Genomic DNA, 21,646 nt, shown 5'->3' with positions numbered 1-21,646 from the left:
GGCGGGCGACCCCGCCACGCCCAGCACCCCGCCCAGCGCGGCGCCGAGGCGGGCCCCGGCCTCGTCGAGAAAATCGGAGAGATCGGTGCGCGAGGAGTGCTTGGCGGCCAAGACGATGCGCCTCAGTGATCCCGCGTAGTCGCCCATGGCTAGCGCTGGCAGGTCGCCGCGCGCACCGTCAACGACGGTCGGGATTGGCTCCGCCTGCGCACGGCGACGGCACGACGGGCACAGGACCTCGTCCCAGGCGCGACACCCGGCGCATTGCACGGGAAGCAGCGCACCCACGAATCCTCTCCCAAGGGCACCCAGGCCGCGCACTCCCGCCACGTCTCTCACCCCGCGTAGCGCGCGGAGGTCAGTGTGTCAGGGGCATTTTGCCACAGGGCGCCCGAACGGATGAGCACCTGTTCCATACCGGCGGCATCGGTGCCCGTAATGACGACGGCAGAAGATGACCCACCGGCGCTCATCGACGTCACATGAATCGGAAGGGACACGTTGGACGGCAGACCGCCCAGGGGCATCGTGACGAGCTGATCGTCCTCACCTGTCGCGCGCACGACAAGCGCGAGACCCGTCGGCGTCGTCCACGAGGCATCGACAACCGAGCCGTGTTCGAGGGGAATCTCTTCGAGGGAACGGATTGCCAGCGGACGCCCGCTCGCTCCACGTTCAACGACGCCTACCCACGCGGTTGCGTCGCTGCCCCGCAGGACGAGGGCGCGCGTACCGTCGGGCGAGATGCGAACCGCGCGGATCTGCCCGGCACTTTCAGACTCAACGCTCACACTGAACGCGCCGTCGACTCCCCCGCCGACGCTCACCGACGAGACCGTGGCCGGACCCCACACCCATCCGAAGCGGTCCACCGACGGACCGAGAGGTGCTTGTCCGGGCAGGAACGCAACCGTCGTCCCACCGCGCTGCGCGTACACCCCGTCAGTGCCGCTCCAGGCCACGAGAGAAGAGTCGACGGGCGACACCGTCGGATTTGAGGCATCGGTGACCGCGGCCAGCTCCGTCACCGATGAGGAGGAAACGAGCCCAACCCCGCCAGGACCGGCACCCACAAGGGTGTCCAGCGAGTAGGTGGGCGGTACCGGAATCGCCTGCGTATCCAGCACATCACCGGACAGGGAGGCATTGACACGCGACACGTCCGCTACCTGAGTCAGGGTGCGGACCAGTTCCCACGCGAGGGTCGTGCGCGCACTCTCGCTGCTGGGCATCACCGCGTTGAGCTCGACGCGCGCAACCCCATCGGCGACGTCCAGCCCCTGGGACGGGACGGTCGTGCCCGCCGGGATCGCGTTCGCCGTCACCGGAGCGAGGGATTGACGGGGACCTTCGACGAGGCCCGCAAGCAGGTGCGAGGCCAGACGCCGAGAGGGATACCAGCGCGGGTCTGCAACCAGGTCACCACCCTCCGCCGTCGGAAAGTAGAGGTTGGCGAGCGAGAACGAGGCCGTGAAGGACGCCCGGCTCATCAGAACCATGTTCTCGGGGTTGTTAATGCGCCACTGTCCCTCCTCACGCACGAGGGTGAAGGTACGAGACACAGTCGAGGCGGCCACGCGGGTCAACACGCCAAAGGCATCGACGCTGGCCACACCGAGCACGGCGACCGTCACATCGACCTGCGTTGCGGTCTCGGAGCCGGCAGTAACGGAGGGTGCCGTGTCTGTGTCGTACACGAGGATCTCGGTCTCCGGCTGCCAGGAGCGCGCCGAGGCTGCACTCAAGAACAGGCGAGCCGTCGCATAGTCGTCCTGGGGGCCGGCGGCACAGGCGAGCAGGAAGTCATTGACCAGGGTCGCGGCATCGGCGTCCGCGGAGGGACCCTCCGCGGAAAACTGGATGCCGCTGCCGTCCTTGGCGGACACGTCGAAGGGGGCCGGGGCCGATGAGGTGGGCAGCGAGGTACACCCGGCGAGGGCCAAGCAGGCGGCGAGAGCGAGAGGCATCAGTCGGCGTTTCATTCGTTCTCCCACAGGGCCAGGGGGCGGCTAACGATGTCCTCGCCGGCTTTCTTCGGCAGCGTCATCAGGAAGGAAGCCCCGCGTCCGGGCTCCCCGTATGCCTGAAGGCGCCCACCGTGGATGGCGACGTCTTCCGTCGCAATCGCGAGGCCGAGGCCGGTTCCACCGGTCGTACGTGCGCGCGCGGTGTCCGCCCGGTAGAAGCGATCAAAGACGTGGTCCGCAACCTCCTGGGTCATGCCCACTCCACGGTCGCGGACGCGGCAGGCGACATCGGTCTCGGTCGTTGCGAGCGTAATCGTCACGGGCGTGCCGTCGGCGTGCTCGATCGCATTGACGACGAGGTTGCGGATGACGCGTTCGATGCGGCGCTCGTCAACCTCGGCGGCGACGCGGGTGGGGGCGACGATCTCGACCGCGACCCCCTGACGCTCGGCGAGATCGGCGCACGCCTCGACGACGCGGGTGACGATGGGACGCAGGTCGCGGTCTTCTGCGTCCAGCAGGGCGCTCGCCGCGTCGTAGCGAGAGATCTCGAGCAGATCCGCAAGCATCTGTTCCATGCGTTCGGTCTGGTCATGCAAGAGCTCAGCGGAGCGGCGCGCGTGCGCGGGTAGGTCGTCGCGATTATCCCAGACGATGTCGTCTGCCATACGGATAGTCGTCAGCGGCGTGCGCAGCTCGTGGGACACGTCGGACACGAAGCGCTGCTGCAGTTTGGCAAGCTCGTCGTATCGCGAAATGGTGTCTTGCAGCGAGGACGTCATCGCGTTGAAGGCGCGCCCCAGGTCCGCCATCTCATCGTCACCGCGAACCTCGACGCGCACGTCCAGGTCCCCCTCCGAGGCTTTCGTCGCGGCCGCAGCGGTCACGCGCACGGGCAGGAGCAACCGGTGCAGGAGCGCAAACACGCCAATCGGTAGGGCGATGATGATCGGCAAAGCGGACAGGAAGAGAACCCGAAGGACCACGTCCACCTGCGCCTGATCGGCGGAGAGCGAATAGAGAATGTAGAGCTCGTGTGTGCCCGCGCGGGGCAGCTGGACCTGTGTACCGACCAGGATCCCCGGCTCTTCCCTCTTGTCCTCACCGGAACGAATGGCGACCGACTGCCACTGCGCCCCTCCCCCAGCGACCGCCGCACGCATCTCGCTCGTCACGAGGGCACGCATCTGCTCATCTTCGATCTGATTGATGCGCAGCGAGGCTGTGGTGCCCTCCGAGCGCAGCAGCGCCACGTTCGTCGCACCCGCGCCGGCCGCCGAGGCCTTGAGCGAGGCCAACGCCCCCCGCGCGGATTCCTGGACCTGCGCCGGGGACGAGGCGGTCGAGGAGGAGAACACGGACTGAGCCGAGGAGAAACGCAGTGACGCATCCGCCAGGATCGCATCCCTGCGCGTCTCGAACATGGACGTGCGTAGCTGGGAGGCGATGATCACGCCAAAGACAAGAACGATGATGAGAGTGGCGACCGTGATCGCGAGGGCAATTCTGGCCGACAGGGAGTGTCGAATGCGGCTGGCGAGGTGCGACGAGGCGAGGAGGGCCCACGGCCTCGAGCCTGTGATGGCGCGCAGCAGGTACCTCAGCGCGTCCCTACGCCCCTGCGCCTGCACGGTACCCAACCCCGCGGACAGTCACGACGAGCTCCGGACGCTCGGGATCTCGTTCGATCTTCGAACGCAGACGCTGCACGTGAACATTCACGAGCCTCGTGTCGGCGGCGTGACGGTATCCCCACACCTGTTCGAGAAGTTCCTCGCGAGAAAAAACCTTCCAGGGCGCGCGCGCCAGCGTCACCAGCAGATCGAATTCGAGGGGCGTCAGGGCGATCACGCGGCCCTCACGCTTGACGATGTGTCCGGCCACGTCGATGGACAGGTCCTGCAAGCTGAGGCCCTCTTCCACCTGGGCGTCCTCGCGTCCGCGCAGGCGAGCACGCACGCGGGCCACCAGCTCCTTCGGTTTAAAGGGCTTGGGCACGTAGTCGTCCGCCCCGGCTTCGAGCCCCGTCACCACATCAGAGGTGTCAGAACGAGCGGTCAACATAACGATCGGGGCATCCGACACGCGTCGAATCGCGCGGCACACGTCGAAACCGTCCATGCCGGGAAGCATCACATCGAGAAGAACCAGGTCTGGGTGATGCTCCTGGAATTGAGCCAACGCCTGGGATCCGTCGGCACAAAAGACGACGTCGAAGCCCTCGTTCTGGAGGACAATCCCGATCATCTCGGCCAGGGCGACGTCGTCGTCGACGACGAGGATGCGCGAACTCATGTCACGATAGTGTCACGAAATCGTCACAAACGCAGAAGACTCGCGCATCAACGGCCCAATTTCTCAACCGGACAAGGTTTCACGCAACGGCGCTGTGTGGCAGGATTGATGACAGACCAGCACCATCAACATGGAGGCACGAATGAGCACCCCGTGGACCGCTCCCGACTCGTCGACCCCGTACCAGTCTTCCCCGACCCCTTCAGGTGCGGGCGACCAAGGCTATGGCGCTCAGCCCTCCTACGGTGCGCAGCAGGGTTACGGCGCCCAGCCTGGCTACGGCGCTCAGTCGGGTTACGGCGCCCAGCCCGGATACGGCGCTCAGTCGGGATACGGCGCACAGCAAGGCTACGCGCAGCAAGGCTACGCGCAGCCCGGATACGACGCCCAGCAGGGTTACGGCGCGCAGCAAGGTTACGCGCAGCCCGGCTACGGTGCTCAGCCAGGATACGGAGGCCAACAGAGTTACGCGTCGTCGCAGCCCGGTGCTTCCGGCTACAGCGTCAACGCCAACCAGTGGGGCTGGGAGGCCAAGCCCGGCATCATCCCCCTGCGTCCGCTCACCATCGGTGACCTGATGAGCGGCTCCTTCGCAGCAATCCGCCAGAACCCGAAGATCCTTTTCGGCTTCACCCTGGCGGTCATGGCGGTCATTTCTCTCCTCACCATGGTGACGTCGTTCCTCCCGACCTCCCTCGGGTCTATCACCGGATCGAGCGATCCCCAGGGTTCCCTCACGGGTACGGAGGACTTGGCCATCATGCTGCTCGGTAGCCTCGCGTCGCAGGGTGTGCAGACGCTGGCGACACTCGCGGGCACCACCATCATCATGGGCATGCTGGCAACCACGGTCTCGCAGATGATGATCGGCAACAAGGTGACGCTCTCGCAGGCCTGGACCATGACCCAGCCGCGCCTGGGTGCTCTCATCGGCACGTTCCTCCTCACCGGCATTGCGACGTCGATCCCGCTGATCATCTACGCCGTGCTCATGTTCGTCCTGTTCTTTGCTTTCATCGGGTCCGACTCGGTCAGCTGGCTTGTTCTGATCGGAATCCTTCTCCTCATTCCGACCTTGGTTGCCACGTACTTCGTGACCATTAAGCTTGCCTTCGGCTCCGTCATCACGGTGCTCGAGGAGATCGGACCGATCGCGGCCATGAAGCGTTCGTGGACCCTGAGCAACGGCTACTTCTGGCCGACGCTCGGGCGGTTCATGCTCATCTCCGTGGTCGCCGGCTTTATCGGTGGTTTCATCGGTGGTTTCGTCGGCGGTTTCGCGGGCGTGGCGATGTTTGCAGCGGCCGATAGCGAGACCGGTTCGACAATTGTCTTGGCTGTGACGGCAGGTCTGACCACGCTCGTGAGCGGCCTCGTCACGCCGCTGACGGCCACCTACGAGACGCTCATGTACGCGGACCTGCGCATCCGTAAGGAGAACTTCGCAGCGGTCCTCATCCAGGCGAGCACCCAGCCTCAGTGAGCCCCATGCTCGGATGCGAGATTCCGCTGACGCCCGATCAGGGCGAGGCTCGAGACTGGCTCCTGGAGGAGCTTTCGAAGGGTGTCTACGGTGAGATTTCGGGCCCTATCGTCAGCTTCGTCTCGGACCTGATCGATGGTTTTTTCCATCTCTTGTCGTGGAGGGGCGAGGGCACCCCACCGATCTCGTTGATCCTCACGATCCTCGCGATCATCGCGATTGCCGCCCTGATCGTTGTGCTCATCCTCCATCCGATTCGACTGGCTAAGCGCCGGTCCGGATCCGTTTTCGAGGAGGAGACCAGCACTCCGCAGGTTCGGGCCTCGTTCGACGAGGCCGTGGCCTCCCAGGATTGGAACCTCGCGTACGTGTGGGCCTACCGTCTCATGGTCCTAGGCCTCGACGACCACGACGTCGTCTCCTCGACTCCGGGCTTGACCGCCCGCGAGGCTGCCGACGCCGCGACCCGTGTCGCCCCCGGACTTGCCCCGCAGCTGTCCACCTACGCCGAGACTTTCGACAAGGTGCGCTACGGTCACTCCACGATCACTCGCGAGGAGGTGGATGCGCTGCGTTCCTTCACGCCGGTCCTCCTCGATGTCTGTAGCCACGCGAAGGACCTGTCATGAAGTCCCGGCAGGTTTCCATCGTCACCCCGACGGCCCGTGAACGTTTTTCGACGGCACGACCGATGCTGCTCCTCATCGCCATCACAGTGATTGCTCTGATGGGCTCTGTGGTCCTCAGCCAGATGGGATACAACAACGAGCCCGTCGGTATTCGCAACAGGCACGGCAACGGTGCCCGGGCGCTCGCCCAAGTTCTTGGCAACCACGGAGTGTCCGTACGCGAGGTCAACGCCGATCAAGCCGCCACTGTGGACGATGACACGACTCTCGTCGTCATCTTTCCCTCGCGCATGCGCGACTCTGTCGCCAAGGCAATAGAAACTCGCGCGAACGTCGTCTACGTCGGGCTCGAAGAACAATACGATTCGTCCTCCCCCTATCTGGGTGGACTGCGCGCGCAACGCGACTGGGAGAGCCCGCGTGTCGTCACAGCCGGGTGCCAATCCGAGATCGCAACTCGTGCGGCCTCACTGACATCTTCTGCCTACACGATCACGGGCAGTGCTCACGGCTGGGAGCTGTGCTTCTCAACGACGAGAGACGCCTACGGGTACGCAGAAAAGATCGAGGATGGCCGTTTCCGTGCGATCATCCCCGATTCCCTTCGCCTGCGTAACCGCGCGATCACCGACGAAGGAAACGCCGCCCTCGCCATCAACGCGATCGGGCGCACCCCGAAGGTCGCATGGTATTCGCCAACGGAAAAAGATACCCTCGGCCGCGATCAAGACCTCGGCACCGAGGCTCCTTTCCTCGCGCCCGCGTTCCTCCTGACCATCGGCGCGTGCCTCATCGCTGCCGTTGCTCGAGGCAGGCGCCTCGGCCCCCTGACACCGGAGAATCTACCGATCGAGGTTCCCGCCTCTGAAACCATCATCGGCAAAGCCCGCCTGATGCGCTCTCAGCGTGCCTACGAGCACGCCGCCACGGCGCTGCGCAGCGCGAGCGCGTCACGTATCGCGACCGCGGTTGGCGTCGCCCACACGGCTGACCGTGAGACTCTCACCCACGCGATTGAGCAACGAGGCCTGCTCACGTCACGCTCGACCACTCTCTTGTGGGGGCCTCCCCCCACCTCCGAGAAAGAACTCGTCCGCCTCGCCCATGACCTCGACGCTCTCGAAAAGGAGATTCGCCAATGACTAGCCCGATTCCCGGCCCCTCGTCCGACGGCGTGCCCCAGCCCGGGCCCGCCCCCACGGGAGCGCCCCAGCCGGTTCCGGCGCCCACGGCGGCTCCGGGCGGTTACGCACCGCAGGGAGAGGCACCCACACAGGGCGCTCCGGCCTCGTACGTGCCGACCGCGCCCACGGCCCAGGCAGCTGCGCCTCAGGAAGGTGCACCCCAGGGGGCGCCGCAGCAGGCCCCCTCATACTCGGCCCCGACGGGCGAAGGCTGGTCCGGTCGTTCGCTGAGCGAGAGTGAACGACGCACGCAGGAGTCTCTCCTCACCCTCAAGTCGGAAATTGGCAAAGCCGTCGTCGGCCAGGACGGCGCTATCACCGGCCTGATCGTCGCCCTCGTCGCCGGCGGTCACGCGCTGCTGGAAGGCGTCCCCGGCGTCGCCAAGACGCTGCTCGTGCGCACGCTGGCCCGCGCCCTCGACGTCGACATGGCGCGCATCCAGTTCACGCCCGACCTCATGCCCGCGGACATCACGGGCTCCATGGTGTGGGACGCGGGTCAGTCCAAGTTCGTGTTCCGCGAGGGCCCGGTGTTCACGAACCTGCTGCTCGCCGACGAAATCAACCGCACTCCCCCCAAGACTCAGTCCGCGCTGCTGGAGTCCATGGAGGAACACACCGTCTCGATCGACGGTGAGACGCGCATCCTGCCGGATCCCTTCATGGTGATTGCCACCCAGAACCCGGTCGAATACGAGGGCACCTACCCGCTGCCCGAGGCCCAGCTGGACCGTTTCCTCCTCAAGCTCGAGCTGCCCCTGCCCTCGCGTGAGGCCGAGATCGATATCATCGCCCGCCACCAGGCTGGCTTTAACCCGATGTCCCTGGCCGAGGCCGGCATCCAGCCCGTAGCGGGTGCCGCCGACATCCAGGCCGCTCACGAGGCTGCATCCCGCATTGAGGTCGCCCCCGCCGTCATGGCCTACCTCGTGGACCTGTGCCGAGCGACGCGCACCTCCGCCGCCGTGCGCATGGGCGTATCCCCGCGTGGTGCGACTGCTCTGCTGCGTACCTCGCGCGTGTGGGCGTTCCTCCAGGGACGCGGCTTCGTCACCCCTGACGACGTCAAGACGATGGCCCCCGTCACCCTCGCACACCGACTCGGGCTGCGCGCCGAGGCCAACCTCGAGGGCGTCAGCGCTACCGACGTCATCACGGGTGTCCTCGCGGCCACTCCCGTCCCCCGCTGAGGCTGCCCGTGGCGATCTCAGCGCGCAGCGCGCTCCTCGTCCTGGTGGGCCTGATTCCGCTCGCCTTCGCCCCGTCTCGCGGATTCGCGTGGATGTGGTGTGGCATCGTCGTGCTCGTGTGTCTGCTCGATGCTCTCGCGGCGCCCTCACCGCGCACCCTGCGCATGAGCCGCGAGGTAACGGGCTCGATTCGTGCTGATCAGACAACCGAGGCCTCGCTGCGGCTGACGAATACGACGAGGCGCCAGATGGTCCTGGACGTGCGCGACGCATGGCCTCCCTCGCTGCGCCAGTCGCCGCCGCGCCAGCGTGTGCGCCTGCACCCGAAATCCGCTGAGAAAATCACGACACTTCTGTCCCCCACCAGGCGAGGAACCCGCCACGCTGACGTCGTGACGATCCGGTCCTGGGGTCCCCTGCACCTGGGGGCCCGCCAGGTGTCCATCGCTGCGCCCCTGAGCCTGTCTGTGCTCCCCGAGTTCAAGGCGCGAGTGCTCCTGCCCTCGCGCCTGGCTCGCTTGCACGAGCTCGAGGGCACCACGCCGACGACGCTGCGCGGCGCCGGTACCGAGTTCGACTCGCTGCGCGCCTACGTTGTGGGTGATGACCCCCGCGATATCGACTGGCGCGCCTCCGCCCGCTCAACCGAGCTGATGGTGCGTCAGTGGCGCCCCGAACGCGACCGTCACGTTGTGATCGTCGTGGACTGCGGTCGCGCGTCCTCCGCACTTCTCGGAGCGCCCGAGCACGAGGAGGTCGACTCCATTGCGCTGGGGCGCGCGCCGCGCTTGGATTCCTCGATCGAGACCGCCCTGCTTCTGGCGGCGCTGGCTGACCGCGCGGGCGACAAGGTCCACCTGGTAGCCGTCGATTCGCGCGTGCGTGCCCGCGTCTCCGGCGTGCGCGGCGCCAAGATTATCGAGACACTCGCGCAGACCTTCATGGACTTGAACCCGCGCCTGGACGTCACCGACTGGTCGCGGGCAGCGGACGCGGTCGAGCAGACCGTGCGTCACTCGGCATTCGTCGTCATCGCCACCAAGATTCCGCCCGCCGGACTGGAAACAGAGTTCACCGACGCACTGGCGAGACTCAGCAAACGCCACACGGTCCTCGTGGCCTCGGCAACTGACCCCGACGAGATCCGCGCCCGCAACGGACGCGAGGATGCCGAGTCCGTGTTCCTCGCAGCTTCGGCCTCGCTCGCGGAACGTTCCGACGCAGCTGGGGCAGCCGACGTGCGCCTCGCCGGCGCCCTGACCCTGCAGGCATCGGCTGGGCTGCTCCCCGCGCGTACGGCCGACCGCTACATCGAGTTGAAGAAGAGCGGACGTCTGTAACCGCAGGTAGCGACGCTCAGCCCGATACCGGCTGGTAGTAACCTGCGTCGATGCCGACGTCGGCATTCTGGCCCGCGAGGTGCGCCCTGCGGCCAAGGATCAACGTGTACGCCCATACAGCGGCCGTCATAAGGGCTCCCAGCGTGATCTTAACGGCGTCAGGCAGGTCGGAAGGAGTCACGAAGCCTTCGAGGACACCGGATCCCGCGAGGAGAAGCGCGCAGCCGACAGCCACCGTCATGGCGCTACGCGCGGCCACGCCCACCGCCTGGAAGCGCGTCGCTGGACCGGGAACGAGGAGCGACCAAAATACGCGCAGGCCCGCTGCGACCGAGATGAAGACGGCGGTCAGTTCGGGCAGCCCGTGCGGCAAAATGAAACGGAAAAAGTGCCAGGGGCCCGCGTACACATACACGATTGCGCCAGCCATCCCGACGCCCGTCGCGTTGCCCCACAGGATCCTGAGCGGGTACACACCGGTGATACCCGTGACGACTGCCTGGAGAGCGATCCACGCGTTGTTCGCCCACACGGACAAGCCGAACTCCGCATTGGTGTCCTGGTGGTAGTACTCGACGAAGTCGCTGTGGGCATAGCGACGCAGCTGCTCCGGTGTCCCCAGCTGATTCATCGCCTCCGGTGTGGTGATCAGGTAGTGCGCCTCCAGCACGCCAATGGCGATGAAGACGAGCATGACACCGACCGTTACCCATCGGATCTGATAGAGGGCGTACGGGAGGGACACCTTGAAGAAGCGTGCGATCACAGTCCCGCTGACTCCTCCCGTTCCCGCCAGACGCCCGCGCGCCGCGGACAGGATACGCGAGAGCTCGGCGATGACGTCGGGATCAGGACTGGTCGTGCGGACGCGCGCCAGATCCGTTGCCGCAGAGCGGTAGAGGCGATCGAGCTCGTCGATCTCCTGCCCCGTCAGAGAGCGGGTACGCGTCAACTCCTCAAGACGTTTCCACTCCGTTTTTCCGCTCACCCGCAGCACATCGATGTCCATTGGACTAGCGTGTCATACATGAGCGCGCAACGCAGTCAATCACGCGTCATTCAAGACGACTACGTCCGGACGGGTGAAGCCGTCACCCTCGACATGACCCCAGCTTCGCCGCCCGTACGTTTCGCCGCCGCAATCATGGACGGCATCACGTACCTCGGGGCAGGACTTCTCATTCTTCTCTCTGCGGCACGTACGTGGTCAGGTGATTCTTACTCCCTCGTGCGCGTGTTCGTCGTTGGGCTGATCTCGTCGATCATGTTTTTCATTCCCTTTATTGTCGAGATTGCCACGGGTGGCCGTTCGCTCGGCAAGTGGGCCATGAACCTGCGGGTCGTGCGCGACGACGGCGGCGCGATTACCGCACGGCACAGCGCTGTGCGCGTGGGCGTCGGGATCTTGGAGAACTGGCTCATGTGGGGCGGGCTGGCGTTCTTCGTCGAGCTCTTCAACAAGAAGGGCAAGCGCCTGGGCGACCTGGCCGCGGGAACAATGGTCTGTTCTCAGGGGGACTCGGTGTTTTACCCACCCCTCGTGATGCCCCCGGGGCTTCAAGACTGGGCGCGCACAGCGACAATCCTGCCCCTCGACGACGCACTGGCTGCCGAGGCACGCGCTTTCCTGGGAACGAATCGCGGCATCGCACCGAAGCTGCGCGGAGAGGTCGCCTCATCCCTCGCTGATCGGCTCATCAAGCGCGTTCAGACGCCTCTGCCACCCGGATTACACCCGGAGATTGTGATTGCCGCGATTCTCGTGGCTCGCCGTGATCGCGAGTGGGAGCGTGAGCGTGAGCGCCGAGCGCGCGGCAAGGCACGCTTCCACGAAGCAACACAGGCGCGCTTCGGGCTGTAGCTGCTAGTCCTCGTCGCCCTTCTCAGAACCGTCCACCACCGTGAACTGCGCGCGTCTACGCGCGTATGGGCTCGACGGATCCAGGGGACTCGAGGTGTCGGGAGTTCCGACGGAGCGAGCGGGCCCGAAAGGTCCCGCCTGGGGTCGGCGCGCTGTGTGAGCGGGGGCGGGCTCGGCCTGCGCCTCCTGAGCGACACGACGCACGGCGTCGACGAGCGCGGCAAGGTCGTCACCGGACGGCGGGGCCGGCTCGAAATTCGTCGCCAGTCGAACGACCTGCCAACCCAACGGTGCAGTCAGATTCTGCGCGTGTTCCTCGCACAGATCATAAGAGTTGGGGTCGGCGACGGTCGCCAGGGGGCCGACAACGACCGTCGAATCACGGTAGTCGTAGGTCAAGGTGGCGACGGCGGCCGTCGAGCAGCCGGGCTTCGAGCAGTGGCGTTGGGCAATCACGTCCCTAAGAGTACGACACTCTGTGCGCGTATGGCCCACTCCAGCGCGCCATGCGCCTACCCTGAGGGGGTGTTTTCCACGCGCCGCCACATCTCGAGCCGCAACCGCCACGGTCGCGGCCCTCGTGGTCCCCTCTTTTTCCCGGGAACTCCGGCATGGCGGACGCGTCGCGAAGACTTCGATTCTATGGTGAGTGAGCTCGTCACCGAGCTTATTCGTCGCTGGCCTCAGGTCTCCACGATCGAGTTCGCGGTCGAAGATGTTCCGCCATCAGATCCCGCGCCATGGGAGTCACACAGCGTCGTTGTCGCGCGTATTTTCCCCGCTGATAGGCGCCGGGGTCTGCGGGATCGAATCGTGGTCTACCGCCTGCCGATCACGTTGCGATGCCCGCCCGAGGAGATTGCGATGATGACGCGCAGGGTGCTCGTGGAGAGGATCAGCCACATCCTGGCGCTCCCGCCGGACGAGATCGACGACGCGATGCGCTGAGGAGCGCCCTAGTTTATGGTGCGGATCGAACCGGTCACGGCGCTGATACCCTCGGTGCCGACGTTCCAGGTGGTGCTCATGCGTCCCACCGCCGTATCTGCGGAGATCACCAGGGCAGCCTGAATGGGGGTGTCCGCACTCATCTGGCTGGCTGAATCGGGGAGGCTCACCAAGGTCGGGACGCCGGGCGCGACGTAGATCGTGCGTCCTCCCACGCGCACGGCGACGGCGCCCGGGGTCGAGGCTGAGGTGCCGCTCGACTGCGCTTCCTGCGAGGCGCCGGACTGGGATGCACCCGATTGGGAGGTCACGGGCGAGGGCGAGGCCCAGATGTCGGGTGTTGCGCTCGGTCCGGGCTGGGCCGATTGAGGCGTTTCTTCCTGGCTTGCGGCCGCGGCGGCAGCATCTGCGGGCGCGTACAGCAGGAGGCTAGCAGACGTGGCGTTCACCCCGGAGTCGGTGGCGAGCGAGGTTGCTCGGATGGGGGTCGACGAGAGTACCGAGGAGGTCATCGCGCTCAGCTGGCTTGCTCCCGGGATCGTGGCTTCGGTGAAGGGCGTCGCGGGGCTCGCGTTGGACCGCATGATCCACGCGCTCGCACGCTGCACCCACGGAGCACCCAGGGTGATCGTCGTCGTCTGCGCCACGACCTCGTGATCGGAGGTGACGATCAGCGCGATCGGCGAGGAATCGCTCGATGCGCCGTCGAGGGGCATTTCCAGGGTGGTTCCCTCGGCGACGGTCGCCTGGCCGCCAGGCAGGGGATGCACGCCGGTGGAGTCAGCGACGGAGACACTCACGTGCGCCTCACCCGAGGGCGACACCAGGCGCAGAAGCGACGTGCCCTTGGGGTCAACACCAAGGATCGTCTGCGAGGTGGCGGGCACGACCGCGGAGGCGAGCGTGGCGCCCTGGGGAACCTCGCCGTTCATGAGAGAGGCCTGCACCCAGGCAGCGACCCCTCCCCCGTCTGCACGCACGTGTACGGCGAGGGAGTTTTCGTCGGGGAACCATCCCGCGAGAAGAACCGACACCGAGGAGGTAGCGGGGACAGTGACCTGGCGCGATGAGGCGTTCAGGGGGCCCGACGCCCCGTATCCGTCGATGCTCACGACCGAGGCCGTTGTGCCGGGGTTGGACAGGATGAGCACCATGTCCGCACCGGAAATCGTCGCTCCGGTGGCGATCCACTGGGAGGTACGCGGGGCCGCGCATCCAACGGCACTAAGACCAGCGAGTTCGCCTCCGCCCTGTCCGGCGAGGGTCAGCGCCGAGGGGATGGCTCCCCCGTTGCCCGTCACAGACGCGGGTGCGGGGCTCGTGGGGGCGGATGCGAGGGAGGACCAGGTGGTCCCTGCTGCAACGTTGGTCGTCTCGAAAGGATCGACAATGCCCGAGGGGCACGCGAGGCGCACCTGCGACGGGTGAGCGCTCTGCACTGTCCCCTCGACCCGGCTCGGCGATGCGCCGACCCACATGGATGCGCCAGCCATAACAGCCACGGCGATCCCCGCGCCCGCGAGCGTCGTCAGCGAACTAATGCGGGGCTTTGTCATCTCTTCCTCCACGCGGATAGGGCGCTGGCCATGGCGACGATCAGGCATGCGGCCGCAGCAATGCGCCACGGGACAACCCACCATGCGTTGTAGGTGACGGTCAGGTGCCCCGCGGTGGGCATATCAAACGCCTGCGACCATCCGTCGGCGGCTTCGACGGGGGTCAGCGCCACACCGTCGACCCACGCGCGCCATCCGGAGTCGGCGCGTTCAGCGAGGATGAGGGTGCCGGAAGCCTGCACATCCCCATCCACACGCAGCTGCGAGGACCCGACAGGGGTGGTGACGCCGCTGGCGGACTCAACGCGCACGCGTGCCGGTGTCAGTCCGTCGGGACGCAACCGCCAGACGGTACCGGAATTCGTATCGCCGACCTTCTCAAGCCCATCGGCTCGGTCGAGACCGGAGGTCAAAGCGACAGATCCGCTCGCACCGAGGGGCACGAGGATCGTGTCGATGTCGTGCGCGGCCAGAGTCTGAACGGTGGCGTCGTCGGGGTAGACGACCAGGGTGTAGGCGGCCTGGGCGAGCGAGGCGGTGGCCGGGTCACTCAGGGTGCCCGTTGCTGCACCGTTGCGCGCCTGCGCGAGAGTGAGAGCGTGAATGGCCGGGGTCGATGCCGTGAGCGACGGGCCGTTTCCACGCCACAGCATCGCGTTGACGGTGTCGGTGGTCGGGTCGCCGTCGAGGACGAGGATGCGTCCGGCGCGCGTAGAACGCTGTGCCTGGGATGCGACGGCGGAGACGATGGGCGACGACAGAGCGGACACCGTCTCGCGCTGGGACATCGTAAAGGTCGGGATCTCATCAGCCTTGGAGCGCCCCTCGACGGCGGACACGCTCACGGCGGATCCCGATCCGAGGAGGGCGATGGCGACGAGGGCCCCCGAAGCGCGCAACACGAACGGCCTGGACGCGTCCCATGCCGCACGCTGACTATCCGAGTCGGCAGGCAGCACGGACCTCGTGCGCGTCGACAGGATCACCAGCAAGCCAAAGGCGAGGGACAGCGCGGGCGATGCCCACGCGGAAGCCACCGACGCACCGGTCATGCCCACGCCAACGTGGGAGGCACCCCAGGCGAGTGCGGAGGCAATAAGAGCACAGCAGAAGGTGAGCATCGCGGCATGAGAACGCGAGCGAAGCAGGGCAACGACCGCCAGCAGCGCAGCGCCTCCACCGACGACGCACAGCGCGACTGCCTCGAGTGTGCTCGAGGGGGCAGCGGGCAGACCGATCAATGCCATCCACGAGGGGGCACGAGTGTAGGCATGGATGCCTCCGCTCGTAGAGGCGAGCGCGGGCCATGCGGCGGGGCGCACCAGGATAGAGACATAGGTGGGCAGGAGAAGCGTCAGCGCGGGCAGGGCCACGAGAAGGCTGCGCCGGGAGCGCCACGCGAGCGCGAGCACAGCGACGGGCAGCGTCCACGGTGCACAGCAGGACAGGATGACAAGCGCGAGGCCAGCGCATCCTGCGTTGATGCCACGAGGTGCCAGGGGCGCGGGCTCAACGCCGGAGGCACCCGCCACGAGCAGAGGCTGGGGTGCGCCGACGCAGAACGCAGCGACAACGGGCAACACGATGTGGGCGAGGGTCCCGGCGAGGACGCCGTGGGTTGCACTCAGCACCAGTGCGGGCGCGACAGCCCAGGCCAGCGAGGCAAGGAAACGCACGCGCAACGAGGCACTCAGGCTACGGCTCGGGATCCAGGCGACCAACGCGGCGAGCGGACTGGAGGCCACAAGCAGGAATGTCGCGAGCGCTCCGGGGCTGATTCCCAGCGGCGCGACGGGTGCACTCAGGAGTGCCAGCACTATCGTGAGGGGGTCCGCTCCGCCCGCATATCCGTCGCCACCAGGCACCCACGCGGACCACGCAGCGTTCCACAGCTCGGTCCAGGTCGCGGGCATGGACACCCACGCTCCACCGACGAGGCCAGCAGAGGTCCCCCACCACTGGGCGGCGGCAAGCAACGAGGTCACGAGAGCGAGGCCGAGGCAGGCGGATACGGAACGGACGCGGTATCGCCGCATCGAGGAGACGATGAGCGGATCAATGCGCTCCCCGTGCTCGTCTTCGTCGACACCGGCCGGTTCCTTGCGCAGCGAGGCGGGAGCCGTCTCGAGAGCGCGCAGGGCAGAGCGGGGAACAGTACGAGACTGGGCGGCGCGGGCACGACCGGCCAGGAGGCGCGGGGTCGCGCCGATGAGAGAGACGAGCGCTCCCATTTCAGGTAGTGCCAACGAGGCACGCCCCGTGAGAATCCGTCCCAGGGCACGCGCGGGGCTCCATACGAGGAGCCACAGGGCGAGGAAGGGAAGAAGGAAGGCAGGAACGGCCTTGCACCAGTTGTACATCTGGGCATAGCGGCGTTTACGGAACGATCCGTCGGTCGCGACGTCGCCGTCGGCGATGCCGTCCGAAACGTCACCCGTCGGCTCACTGTGCTCTGTGTCGTGGGTGGTGTCGAGGCCGGAGTAGAGGGATACGCGGGCGTGACGCACGCGGGCCTTGGGGGCGACGATCACGCGGTATCCGGCCAGGTGGAGCCTGCGCCCCAGGTCAAGTCCGTCGCCGAAGGGCCCGAGCGCGGTGTCAAATCCTCCGACGGTCTCGTAGGCCTCGGCGCTGATGAACAGGCCGGCGGTGCCGACGCCAAGAACGTCACTCGTACCGTCGTACTGTCCCTGATCAATGTCGTCGTCGCCGACGCGCTCAAGGCGACGGGCGCTCGCCGTTGCGAAGATTCCCAGTTCAAGGAGGCGAGAGCCGTCCCAGCTCATCTGTTTGACGCCGACGGCACCGACGGTCTTGCCGACGGTGGCGGCCTGGATCAGCTCGTCGAGGCACTCGGGTTCTGGGGCACTGTCCTCGTGAAGGATCCACCACCACTGTTCCGAGGTGAAAGCAGCTCCCTGGGCGCGTGCACGCTTGATGGCGTCGCCCAGGTTGCGGGCACGACCGACGCGCACGAGCTGCGCTCCCTCGGGAACTCGGTCGGCCGGGAAGGGGGTCACGTGACGCCCTGCGACGTCAATGATGGTCAACGAATGCGGGGCCACCGATTGATTCTCGATGGCCCGCACAACGGACTGAGTGAGCGGCGCGTCTCCCCTCGTGACGAGGATCGCACCGACGGAGCGCTGCGTCGGACTCAACCGGCCATACGGCGCAGGCGCCGCCTCTCGCGCTCGGACATGCCGCCCCAAATACCAAAGCGCTCGTCGTTAGCTAGCGCGTACTCGAGGCAATCCTCGCGCACCTGGCAGGCCTGACAAACAGCCTTCGCCTCGCGAGTGGAGCCACCCTTTTCAGGGAAGAACGCCTCCGGATCCGTCTGCGCACAGAGCGCGTGCTGCTGCCACGCAAGGGGGCCGTCAATGCGGGCGTACTGCGCCGCGTCGGCATCCTCGGACCACTCGAGGGGTCCGTCACCGAAGATGTTCCACATTGCGGGAGCTCCTTATAACGAATCAATCACTACGAGAATTACACGCGTGTCATTGCAGGAAGTCAAGCCGTTTCGCGATAATGAGACCTTTTCCGTAGCACTTGACCCAACGGTAAAACAATGCCCTATTTCAAGGACTTCACAGTTACTAAGTATTTGGAATGTCTAGGACCTTCGATATACTTGAAACCATGAACAATAAGTCCTTAGAAACTATGAGCAGGCTCACCCACTGTATCACAGTGATTAACGAATGGTCAGGGCCAGCGCTGACCCAATACGGCCAGGAGCGCGTTGAACTGGGAGGACCCGTGGTCAGCCGGTGGCTAGCGAAGATCGCCAACTACCTGACAAACGAACTTGCGGCCGACCTATTCGGCACAGGCGAACCAACACCGACTCGCATCTACACGACTCTTCAGCCTTGGCAGGACACCCTCTGGCAGATCGCCGCGCGGGCGATGGGATGGGAAGTTCTCGATACACGACGCCCCCTGCCCGGGGACCTTTTCGTCACCAATATTCTCGGTTCCGAAGCATCCAACGCGCTGGACGCTGGCGCGCATGTTCTCGCCCAGCCCGCCCAGTACCTCTCCTTCGCGTGGGATGGTCCCTTGGAGGGCGCAATGGACGGCCTCGCGGAAATCGCCATGCAGCCGGACGCCCTCGTCGTTGACACTCCCCCGCTGCTCGGGGCGGCCCGGGACGAGGCCCTGGCCGGCTTGCGCGCGTCGGTACCGGTTCACGGTCGGCGCGTCGCGCTGCTGTGGGACGCACGAACAGGCGCGGGACAGGTGCTGGATCAGTGGATGCAGGGGCGCTCGGTCGTCATCATTGACCCGCAGGCCGTCTCGCCGGATAATCTCCCCCAGATTCTTGCCACGGAGGACGTGGACGGAGGCCTCGTGACCTATCAGAGGTAGAAGTCACCACACGCCCAGGACGCGCGCAGCTGCGAGCTTGAGGCCCTCCATGCGGTCGCGACGGATCTGATGCCAGCGCAGGGCGAAGCGCAACCTCGAGGCGATGCCCTGTCCCTCGAGCTCGCGCAGGATGGCGCGCAGCTGGCGCGCGCGGCGCTCGTCGAATACGCCGACGTTCTGAGCGGTGCGGGCAGTCAGAATGAACTGGTTGCGATAGAAACCGCTGCGTAGCTTGGCCATGCGGGCATCGCGCGCCCCGGAGCCGGAGTTCGCACCCTGCACGTTGCCGCCGTGCTGACGGTACTCCAGGGTGGGTTCCTCTCCGATCACCCAGGTCAGGCCGATTGAGCGAGCCAGCGCGTAGACATACCAGTCATGCACGCCGATCTCGCTGTAGTCAAGGCCCCTCAGCACGCGCACGAGGGCTTCATGCGCCTGCGGACTGAAGACGTAGGTGGATCCCGGCCCCGCAGCCTCGAAGAGGAAGTCCCAGGCCCGCTGTGGCTGCGACTTGCGGATCAGGCGTCGCTCCCCCACTTCCCCGCCGGGCAGCGACTGGAAGGACGTGACATTCGAGGAGACGACGTCAGCCCCCGTCGCCTCCATGAGGGCCAGCTGAGAACTGAGTTTATCCTCGTGCCACACGTCATCCTGGTCGGTGAATGCGACGTAGGAGCCGTCGGGGACGTGCGTCATGAAAAGGTGGAGGAAGTTGCCCGTCACGCCGGGCGTACCGTCGCGCTGGGGCAGAACCGTGATCCGAGGGTCGGCAGCGGCACGCGCCTCCACGTGCTCGCGTGTTCCGTCACTCGACCCGTCATCGGACACGACGAGACGGACGTCCACGCCCACCTGGGCGAGCACGGAGTCCACCTGTTCGTCGAGCCACGCCCCGCCCTCGGCCATCCCGTTGTAGGTGGCCATGAGGACGGTGACGCGGGGACGAGGCATCGCCTCGTCTCGGGTCACGTTGCCCAAGGACTCAGTGTCCTTCGGCGGCGTACTTCGCCTCGACGGCTTCCTTGAGGGGAGCCCACCACGCCTCGTTCTCGGTGTACCAGGCGATCGTGTCGGCCAGGCCGTCGCGGAAGTTCGTGAACTGGGGTTCCCAGCCGAGCTCGTTGACGAGCTTGGAGTTGTCGATCGCGTAGCGCAGGTCGTGGCCCGGGCGGTCGTTCACGTGATCGAAATCGTCGGGGGCGTAGCCCATGAGCTCGTTGAGGATGGCGACGACGTCGCGGTTGTTCGTCTCACCGTCTGCGCCGATCAGGTAGGTCTCGCCGATGCGGCCCTTCATGAGGATGTCCCACACGGCAGTATTGTGGTCGCGCACATGGATCCAGTCGCGCACGTTCAGGCCGTCGCCGTACAGGCGGGGGCGCACGCCACGCAGGCGGTTCGTGATCATGCGGGGAATGAACTTCTCGATGTGCTGGTACGGGCCGTAGTTGTTCGAGCAGTTCGAGATCGTCGCCTCGACGCCGAAAGAACGCACCCACGCGCGGACCAGCAGGTCCGAGCCAGCCTTGGACGAGGAGTAGGGCGAGGAGGGGTTGTAGGGCGTGGTGGGCGTGAACTTCGCGGGATCGTCCAGCTCGAGGTCACCGTAGACCTCGTCCGTGGAGATGTGGTGGAAGCGGACCTTGTGGCGGCGCACGGCCTCCAGCAGGGTGAAAGTGCCCACCAGGTTGGTCTGGATGAAGGGCGAGGGGTCCAGGAGGGAGTTGTCGTTATGCGACTCCGCGGCGAAGTGCACGACTGCATCGGCACCAGCCACAACGCCGTCGACGAGGTCGGCGTCCGCAATGTCGCCCTCGACGACGGTCAGGCGAGCGGCAAGCTCGGCGGGCACGTCGGTCAGGGACGCACGGTTGCCGGCATAGGTGAACTTGTCCAGGACGACGACGTCGACGTCCGGGTGGTCCTCCAGCAGCGTGTGAACGAAATTCGCTCCGATGAATCCGGCACCGCCGGTCACAACGATCTTCATGAGGTCTTCTCCTTTGCGCGCCCATAGGCGTCCGGGGGTGTAACTCACCCGATTCCTGCCCCTATTATGCCGTAGTTCTCACGCATTCCCCGCCACTGACCTCCACTTCCCCGTCGGATACGTCACTATTCGCCACGCTGGAGGTCCCGTGAGGGGCCGCAGCGCGCTGATAGATTGGACGTATCCCCCAACAGAAACGGACTTCTCGTGACTCGTCTCGTCCCCTCGCTCGCACTGCTCGCCCTGTGCGCCCTAGCCACGGCCTCGTGCTCCCCACTCGAGGACACCCAGAGCGCTCAGTCGACGCCCGCGGCCTCCGTTTCCCCGGGGGACCCCGGCCAGCCATCCAATTCGGCGATGCCGACCCTGCACGCCGCCTCCCCCGGCTGCGCGGCGATGGATGAGATCTTCTCCGAGGCTCTCAACGGTTCCGAGACCGGCCAGGCCTACAGGTCCCTGGCGGCCAAGCGCTCGGGGGAAACGAACGCGGAGGAGCGTCACCGCGCGTGGGAGGCATTCGCGGCCGCCTTCAAGAACGACTACTCCGACCGCCTCACCCAGGCGGCCACGGATGAGACCTCCAAGCAGGCCCTCGCAGCCCTCGCGGTCTACGTCGAGCGCAACGCAGCCCTCGACTCCGGCGCGATCCCCGAGTTCGCCGATCAGCAGGGAGCCGAGGAGGCACTCAAGCGCGGTGAAAAGCCCGAGGTGAACCCCGCCTACACCCAGGCCCTCGCCGAGGCCACGAGCGCCCACGCCACCCTGACGAGCTGCATGCCTCACTGGCCCGTCGTTTTCTAGCCGCTGGGCGGGCTCGCACCCGCCG

Annotated in this window: 19 protein-coding genes and 1 pseudogene; 9 read left to right on the top strand and 11 right to left on the bottom strand. The window is 66.3% G+C overall.

The features are described 5' to 3' along the window. The 4 genes and pseudogenes from HMPREF1137_RS09570 to mtrA all read right to left on the bottom strand — a co-directional run. Nucleotides 1-288, bottom strand: a pseudogene (locus HMPREF1137_RS09570) (competence protein ComF); the annotation flags it as partial. A 47-nt stretch (nt 289-335) separates the two neighbouring features. Next, nucleotides 336-1,982 (bottom strand): LpqB family beta-propeller domain-containing protein, encoded by a 1,647-nt coding sequence (locus HMPREF1137_RS09565; RefSeq protein ID WP_034497693.1) that lies wholly within the window; start codon nt 1,980-1,982, stop codon nt 336-338. After that, nucleotides 1,979-3,598: an MtrAB system histidine kinase MtrB gene (gene mtrB, locus HMPREF1137_RS09560; RefSeq protein WP_009054825.1), complete on the bottom strand. Its 1,620-nt coding sequence runs from the start codon at nt 3,596-3,598 to the stop codon at nt 1,979-1,981. The genes HMPREF1137_RS09565 and mtrB overlap by 4 nt, the downstream gene beginning before the upstream one ends. Then, nucleotides 3,579-4,262, bottom strand: coding sequence for an MtrAB system response regulator MtrA (gene mtrA, locus HMPREF1137_RS09555; RefSeq protein ID WP_009054826.1), 684 nt, complete (start codon nt 4,260-4,262; stop codon nt 3,579-3,581). The genes mtrB and mtrA overlap by 20 nt, the downstream gene beginning before the upstream one ends. Nucleotides 4,263-4,404: 142 nt before the next feature. Between mtrA and HMPREF1137_RS09550 the strand changes: the two genes are divergently transcribed. Genes HMPREF1137_RS09550 through HMPREF1137_RS09530 form a run of 5 tightly spaced genes read left to right on the top strand, consistent with a single transcriptional unit; the run spans nt 4,405 to nt 10,088 of the window. Then, a complete protein-coding gene (locus tag HMPREF1137_RS09550; protein WP_009054845.1) occupies nt 4,405-5,745 on the top strand; it encodes a DUF7847 domain-containing protein in 1,341 nt (446 codons plus the stop codon). 5 nt (nt 5,746-5,750) lie between these two features. Continuing rightward, a complete protein-coding gene (locus HMPREF1137_RS09545; protein ID WP_009054795.1) occupies nt 5,751-6,374 on the top strand; it encodes a DUF4129 domain-containing protein in 624 nt (207 codons plus the stop codon). Continuing rightward, nucleotides 6,371-7,516, top strand: coding sequence for a DUF4350 domain-containing protein (locus HMPREF1137_RS09540; RefSeq protein ID WP_009054839.1), 1,146 nt, complete (start codon nt 6,371-6,373; stop codon nt 7,514-7,516). Before HMPREF1137_RS09545 ends, HMPREF1137_RS09540 begins: the two co-directional genes overlap by 4 nt. Continuing rightward, a complete protein-coding gene (locus tag HMPREF1137_RS09535) occupies nt 7,513-8,748 on the top strand; it encodes an AAA family ATPase (RefSeq protein WP_009054836.1) in 1,236 nt (411 codons plus the stop codon). Before HMPREF1137_RS09540 ends, HMPREF1137_RS09535 begins: the two co-directional genes overlap by 4 nt. Nucleotides 8,749-8,756: 8 nt before the next feature. Continuing rightward, nucleotides 8,757-10,088 carry a DUF58 domain-containing protein gene (locus tag HMPREF1137_RS09530; RefSeq protein WP_009054784.1) on the top strand — a complete coding sequence of 444 codons (1,332 nt, stop codon included), beginning with the start codon at nt 8,757-8,759 and terminating at the stop codon, nt 10,086-10,088. Between the two features lie 16 nt (nt 10,089-10,104). On the opposite strand, the gene HMPREF1137_RS09525 is transcribed toward HMPREF1137_RS09530, so the two are convergent. Continuing rightward, complete coding sequence (locus HMPREF1137_RS09525) at nt 10,105-11,097, bottom strand: stage II sporulation protein M (protein WP_009054797.1); 993 nt, start codon at nt 11,095-11,097, stop codon at nt 10,105-10,107. An 18-nt stretch (nt 11,098-11,115) separates the two neighbouring features. On the opposite strand from HMPREF1137_RS09525, the gene HMPREF1137_RS09520 reads away from it, so the two are divergent. Continuing rightward, nucleotides 11,116-11,949, top strand: coding sequence for an RDD family protein (locus HMPREF1137_RS09520; RefSeq protein WP_034497690.1), 834 nt, complete (start codon nt 11,116-11,118; stop codon nt 11,947-11,949). Nucleotides 11,950-11,952: 3 nt separating this feature from the next. On the opposite strand, the gene HMPREF1137_RS09515 is transcribed toward HMPREF1137_RS09520, so the two are convergent. After that, nucleotides 11,953-12,405 carry a DUF3499 domain-containing protein gene (locus tag HMPREF1137_RS09515; RefSeq protein WP_009054791.1) on the bottom strand — a complete coding sequence of 151 codons (453 nt, stop codon included), beginning with the start codon at nt 12,403-12,405 and terminating at the stop codon, nt 11,953-11,955. A 186-nt stretch (nt 12,406-12,591) separates the two neighbouring features. Here HMPREF1137_RS09515 and HMPREF1137_RS09510 point away from each other — a divergent pair, with 186 nt between their 5' ends. Continuing rightward, nucleotides 12,592-12,897: a metallopeptidase family protein gene (locus HMPREF1137_RS09510; RefSeq protein WP_009054849.1), complete on the top strand. Its 306-nt coding sequence runs from the start codon at nt 12,592-12,594 to the stop codon at nt 12,895-12,897. Between the two features lie 8 nt (nt 12,898-12,905). On the opposite strand, the gene HMPREF1137_RS09505 is transcribed toward HMPREF1137_RS09510, so the two are convergent. From HMPREF1137_RS09505 to HMPREF1137_RS09495, 3 genes are read right to left on the bottom strand one after another with little or no spacing between them, the layout of a single operon-like run. Continuing rightward, nucleotides 12,906-14,453, bottom strand: coding sequence for a DUF5719 family protein (locus HMPREF1137_RS09505; protein WP_009054830.1), 1,548 nt, complete (start codon nt 14,451-14,453; stop codon nt 12,906-12,908). Further along, a complete protein-coding gene (locus HMPREF1137_RS09500; RefSeq protein ID WP_034497687.1) occupies nt 14,450-17,614 on the bottom strand; it encodes a glycosyltransferase in 3,165 nt (1,054 codons plus the stop codon). The genes HMPREF1137_RS09505 and HMPREF1137_RS09500 overlap by 4 nt, the downstream gene beginning before the upstream one ends. Further along, nucleotides 17,611-17,907, bottom strand: a complete 297-nt coding sequence (locus HMPREF1137_RS09495; RefSeq protein ID WP_009054857.1) for a WhiB family transcriptional regulator — start codon at nt 17,905-17,907, stop codon at nt 17,611-17,613. Before HMPREF1137_RS09495 ends, HMPREF1137_RS09500 begins: the two co-directional genes overlap by 4 nt. A gap of 311 nt (nt 17,908-18,218) precedes the next feature. Between HMPREF1137_RS09495 and HMPREF1137_RS09490 the strand changes: the two genes are divergently transcribed. Further along, nucleotides 18,219-18,830, top strand: a complete 612-nt coding sequence (locus tag HMPREF1137_RS09490) for a hypothetical protein (RefSeq protein ID WP_009054794.1) — start codon at nt 18,219-18,221, stop codon at nt 18,828-18,830. 3 nt (nt 18,831-18,833) lie between these two features. Here the strand turns inward: HMPREF1137_RS09490 and HMPREF1137_RS09485 are convergent, their stop codons facing one another. Together HMPREF1137_RS09485 and rfbB are read right to left on the bottom strand one after the other, a co-directional pair. Then, nucleotides 18,834-19,808 carry a glycosyltransferase family 2 protein gene (locus HMPREF1137_RS09485; RefSeq protein WP_009054809.1) on the bottom strand — a complete coding sequence of 325 codons (975 nt, stop codon included), beginning with the start codon at nt 19,806-19,808 and terminating at the stop codon, nt 18,834-18,836. A gap of 4 nt (nt 19,809-19,812) precedes the next feature. Continuing rightward, on the bottom strand, nt 19,813-20,820 hold the full coding sequence (rfbB, locus tag HMPREF1137_RS09480) for a dTDP-glucose 4,6-dehydratase (RefSeq protein ID WP_009054855.1): 1,008 nt from the start codon (nt 20,818-20,820) through the stop codon (nt 19,813-19,815). Nucleotides 20,821-21,027: 207 nt separating this feature from the next. Between rfbB and HMPREF1137_RS09475 the strand changes: the two genes are divergently transcribed. After that, nucleotides 21,028-21,621, top strand: coding sequence for a hypothetical protein (locus tag HMPREF1137_RS09475; protein WP_009054799.1), 594 nt, complete (start codon nt 21,028-21,030; stop codon nt 21,619-21,621). Nucleotides 21,622-21,646 lie beyond the last annotated feature (25 nt).

Source organism: Actinomyces sp. ICM39 (assembly GCF_000282935.1).
GTDB lineage: Bacteria > Actinomycetota > Actinomycetes > Actinomycetales > Actinomycetaceae > Pauljensenia > Pauljensenia odontolytica_B.
Note: the sequence above shows the minus strand (reverse complement) of the source record. Positions and strands in the feature narration are given on the sequence as shown.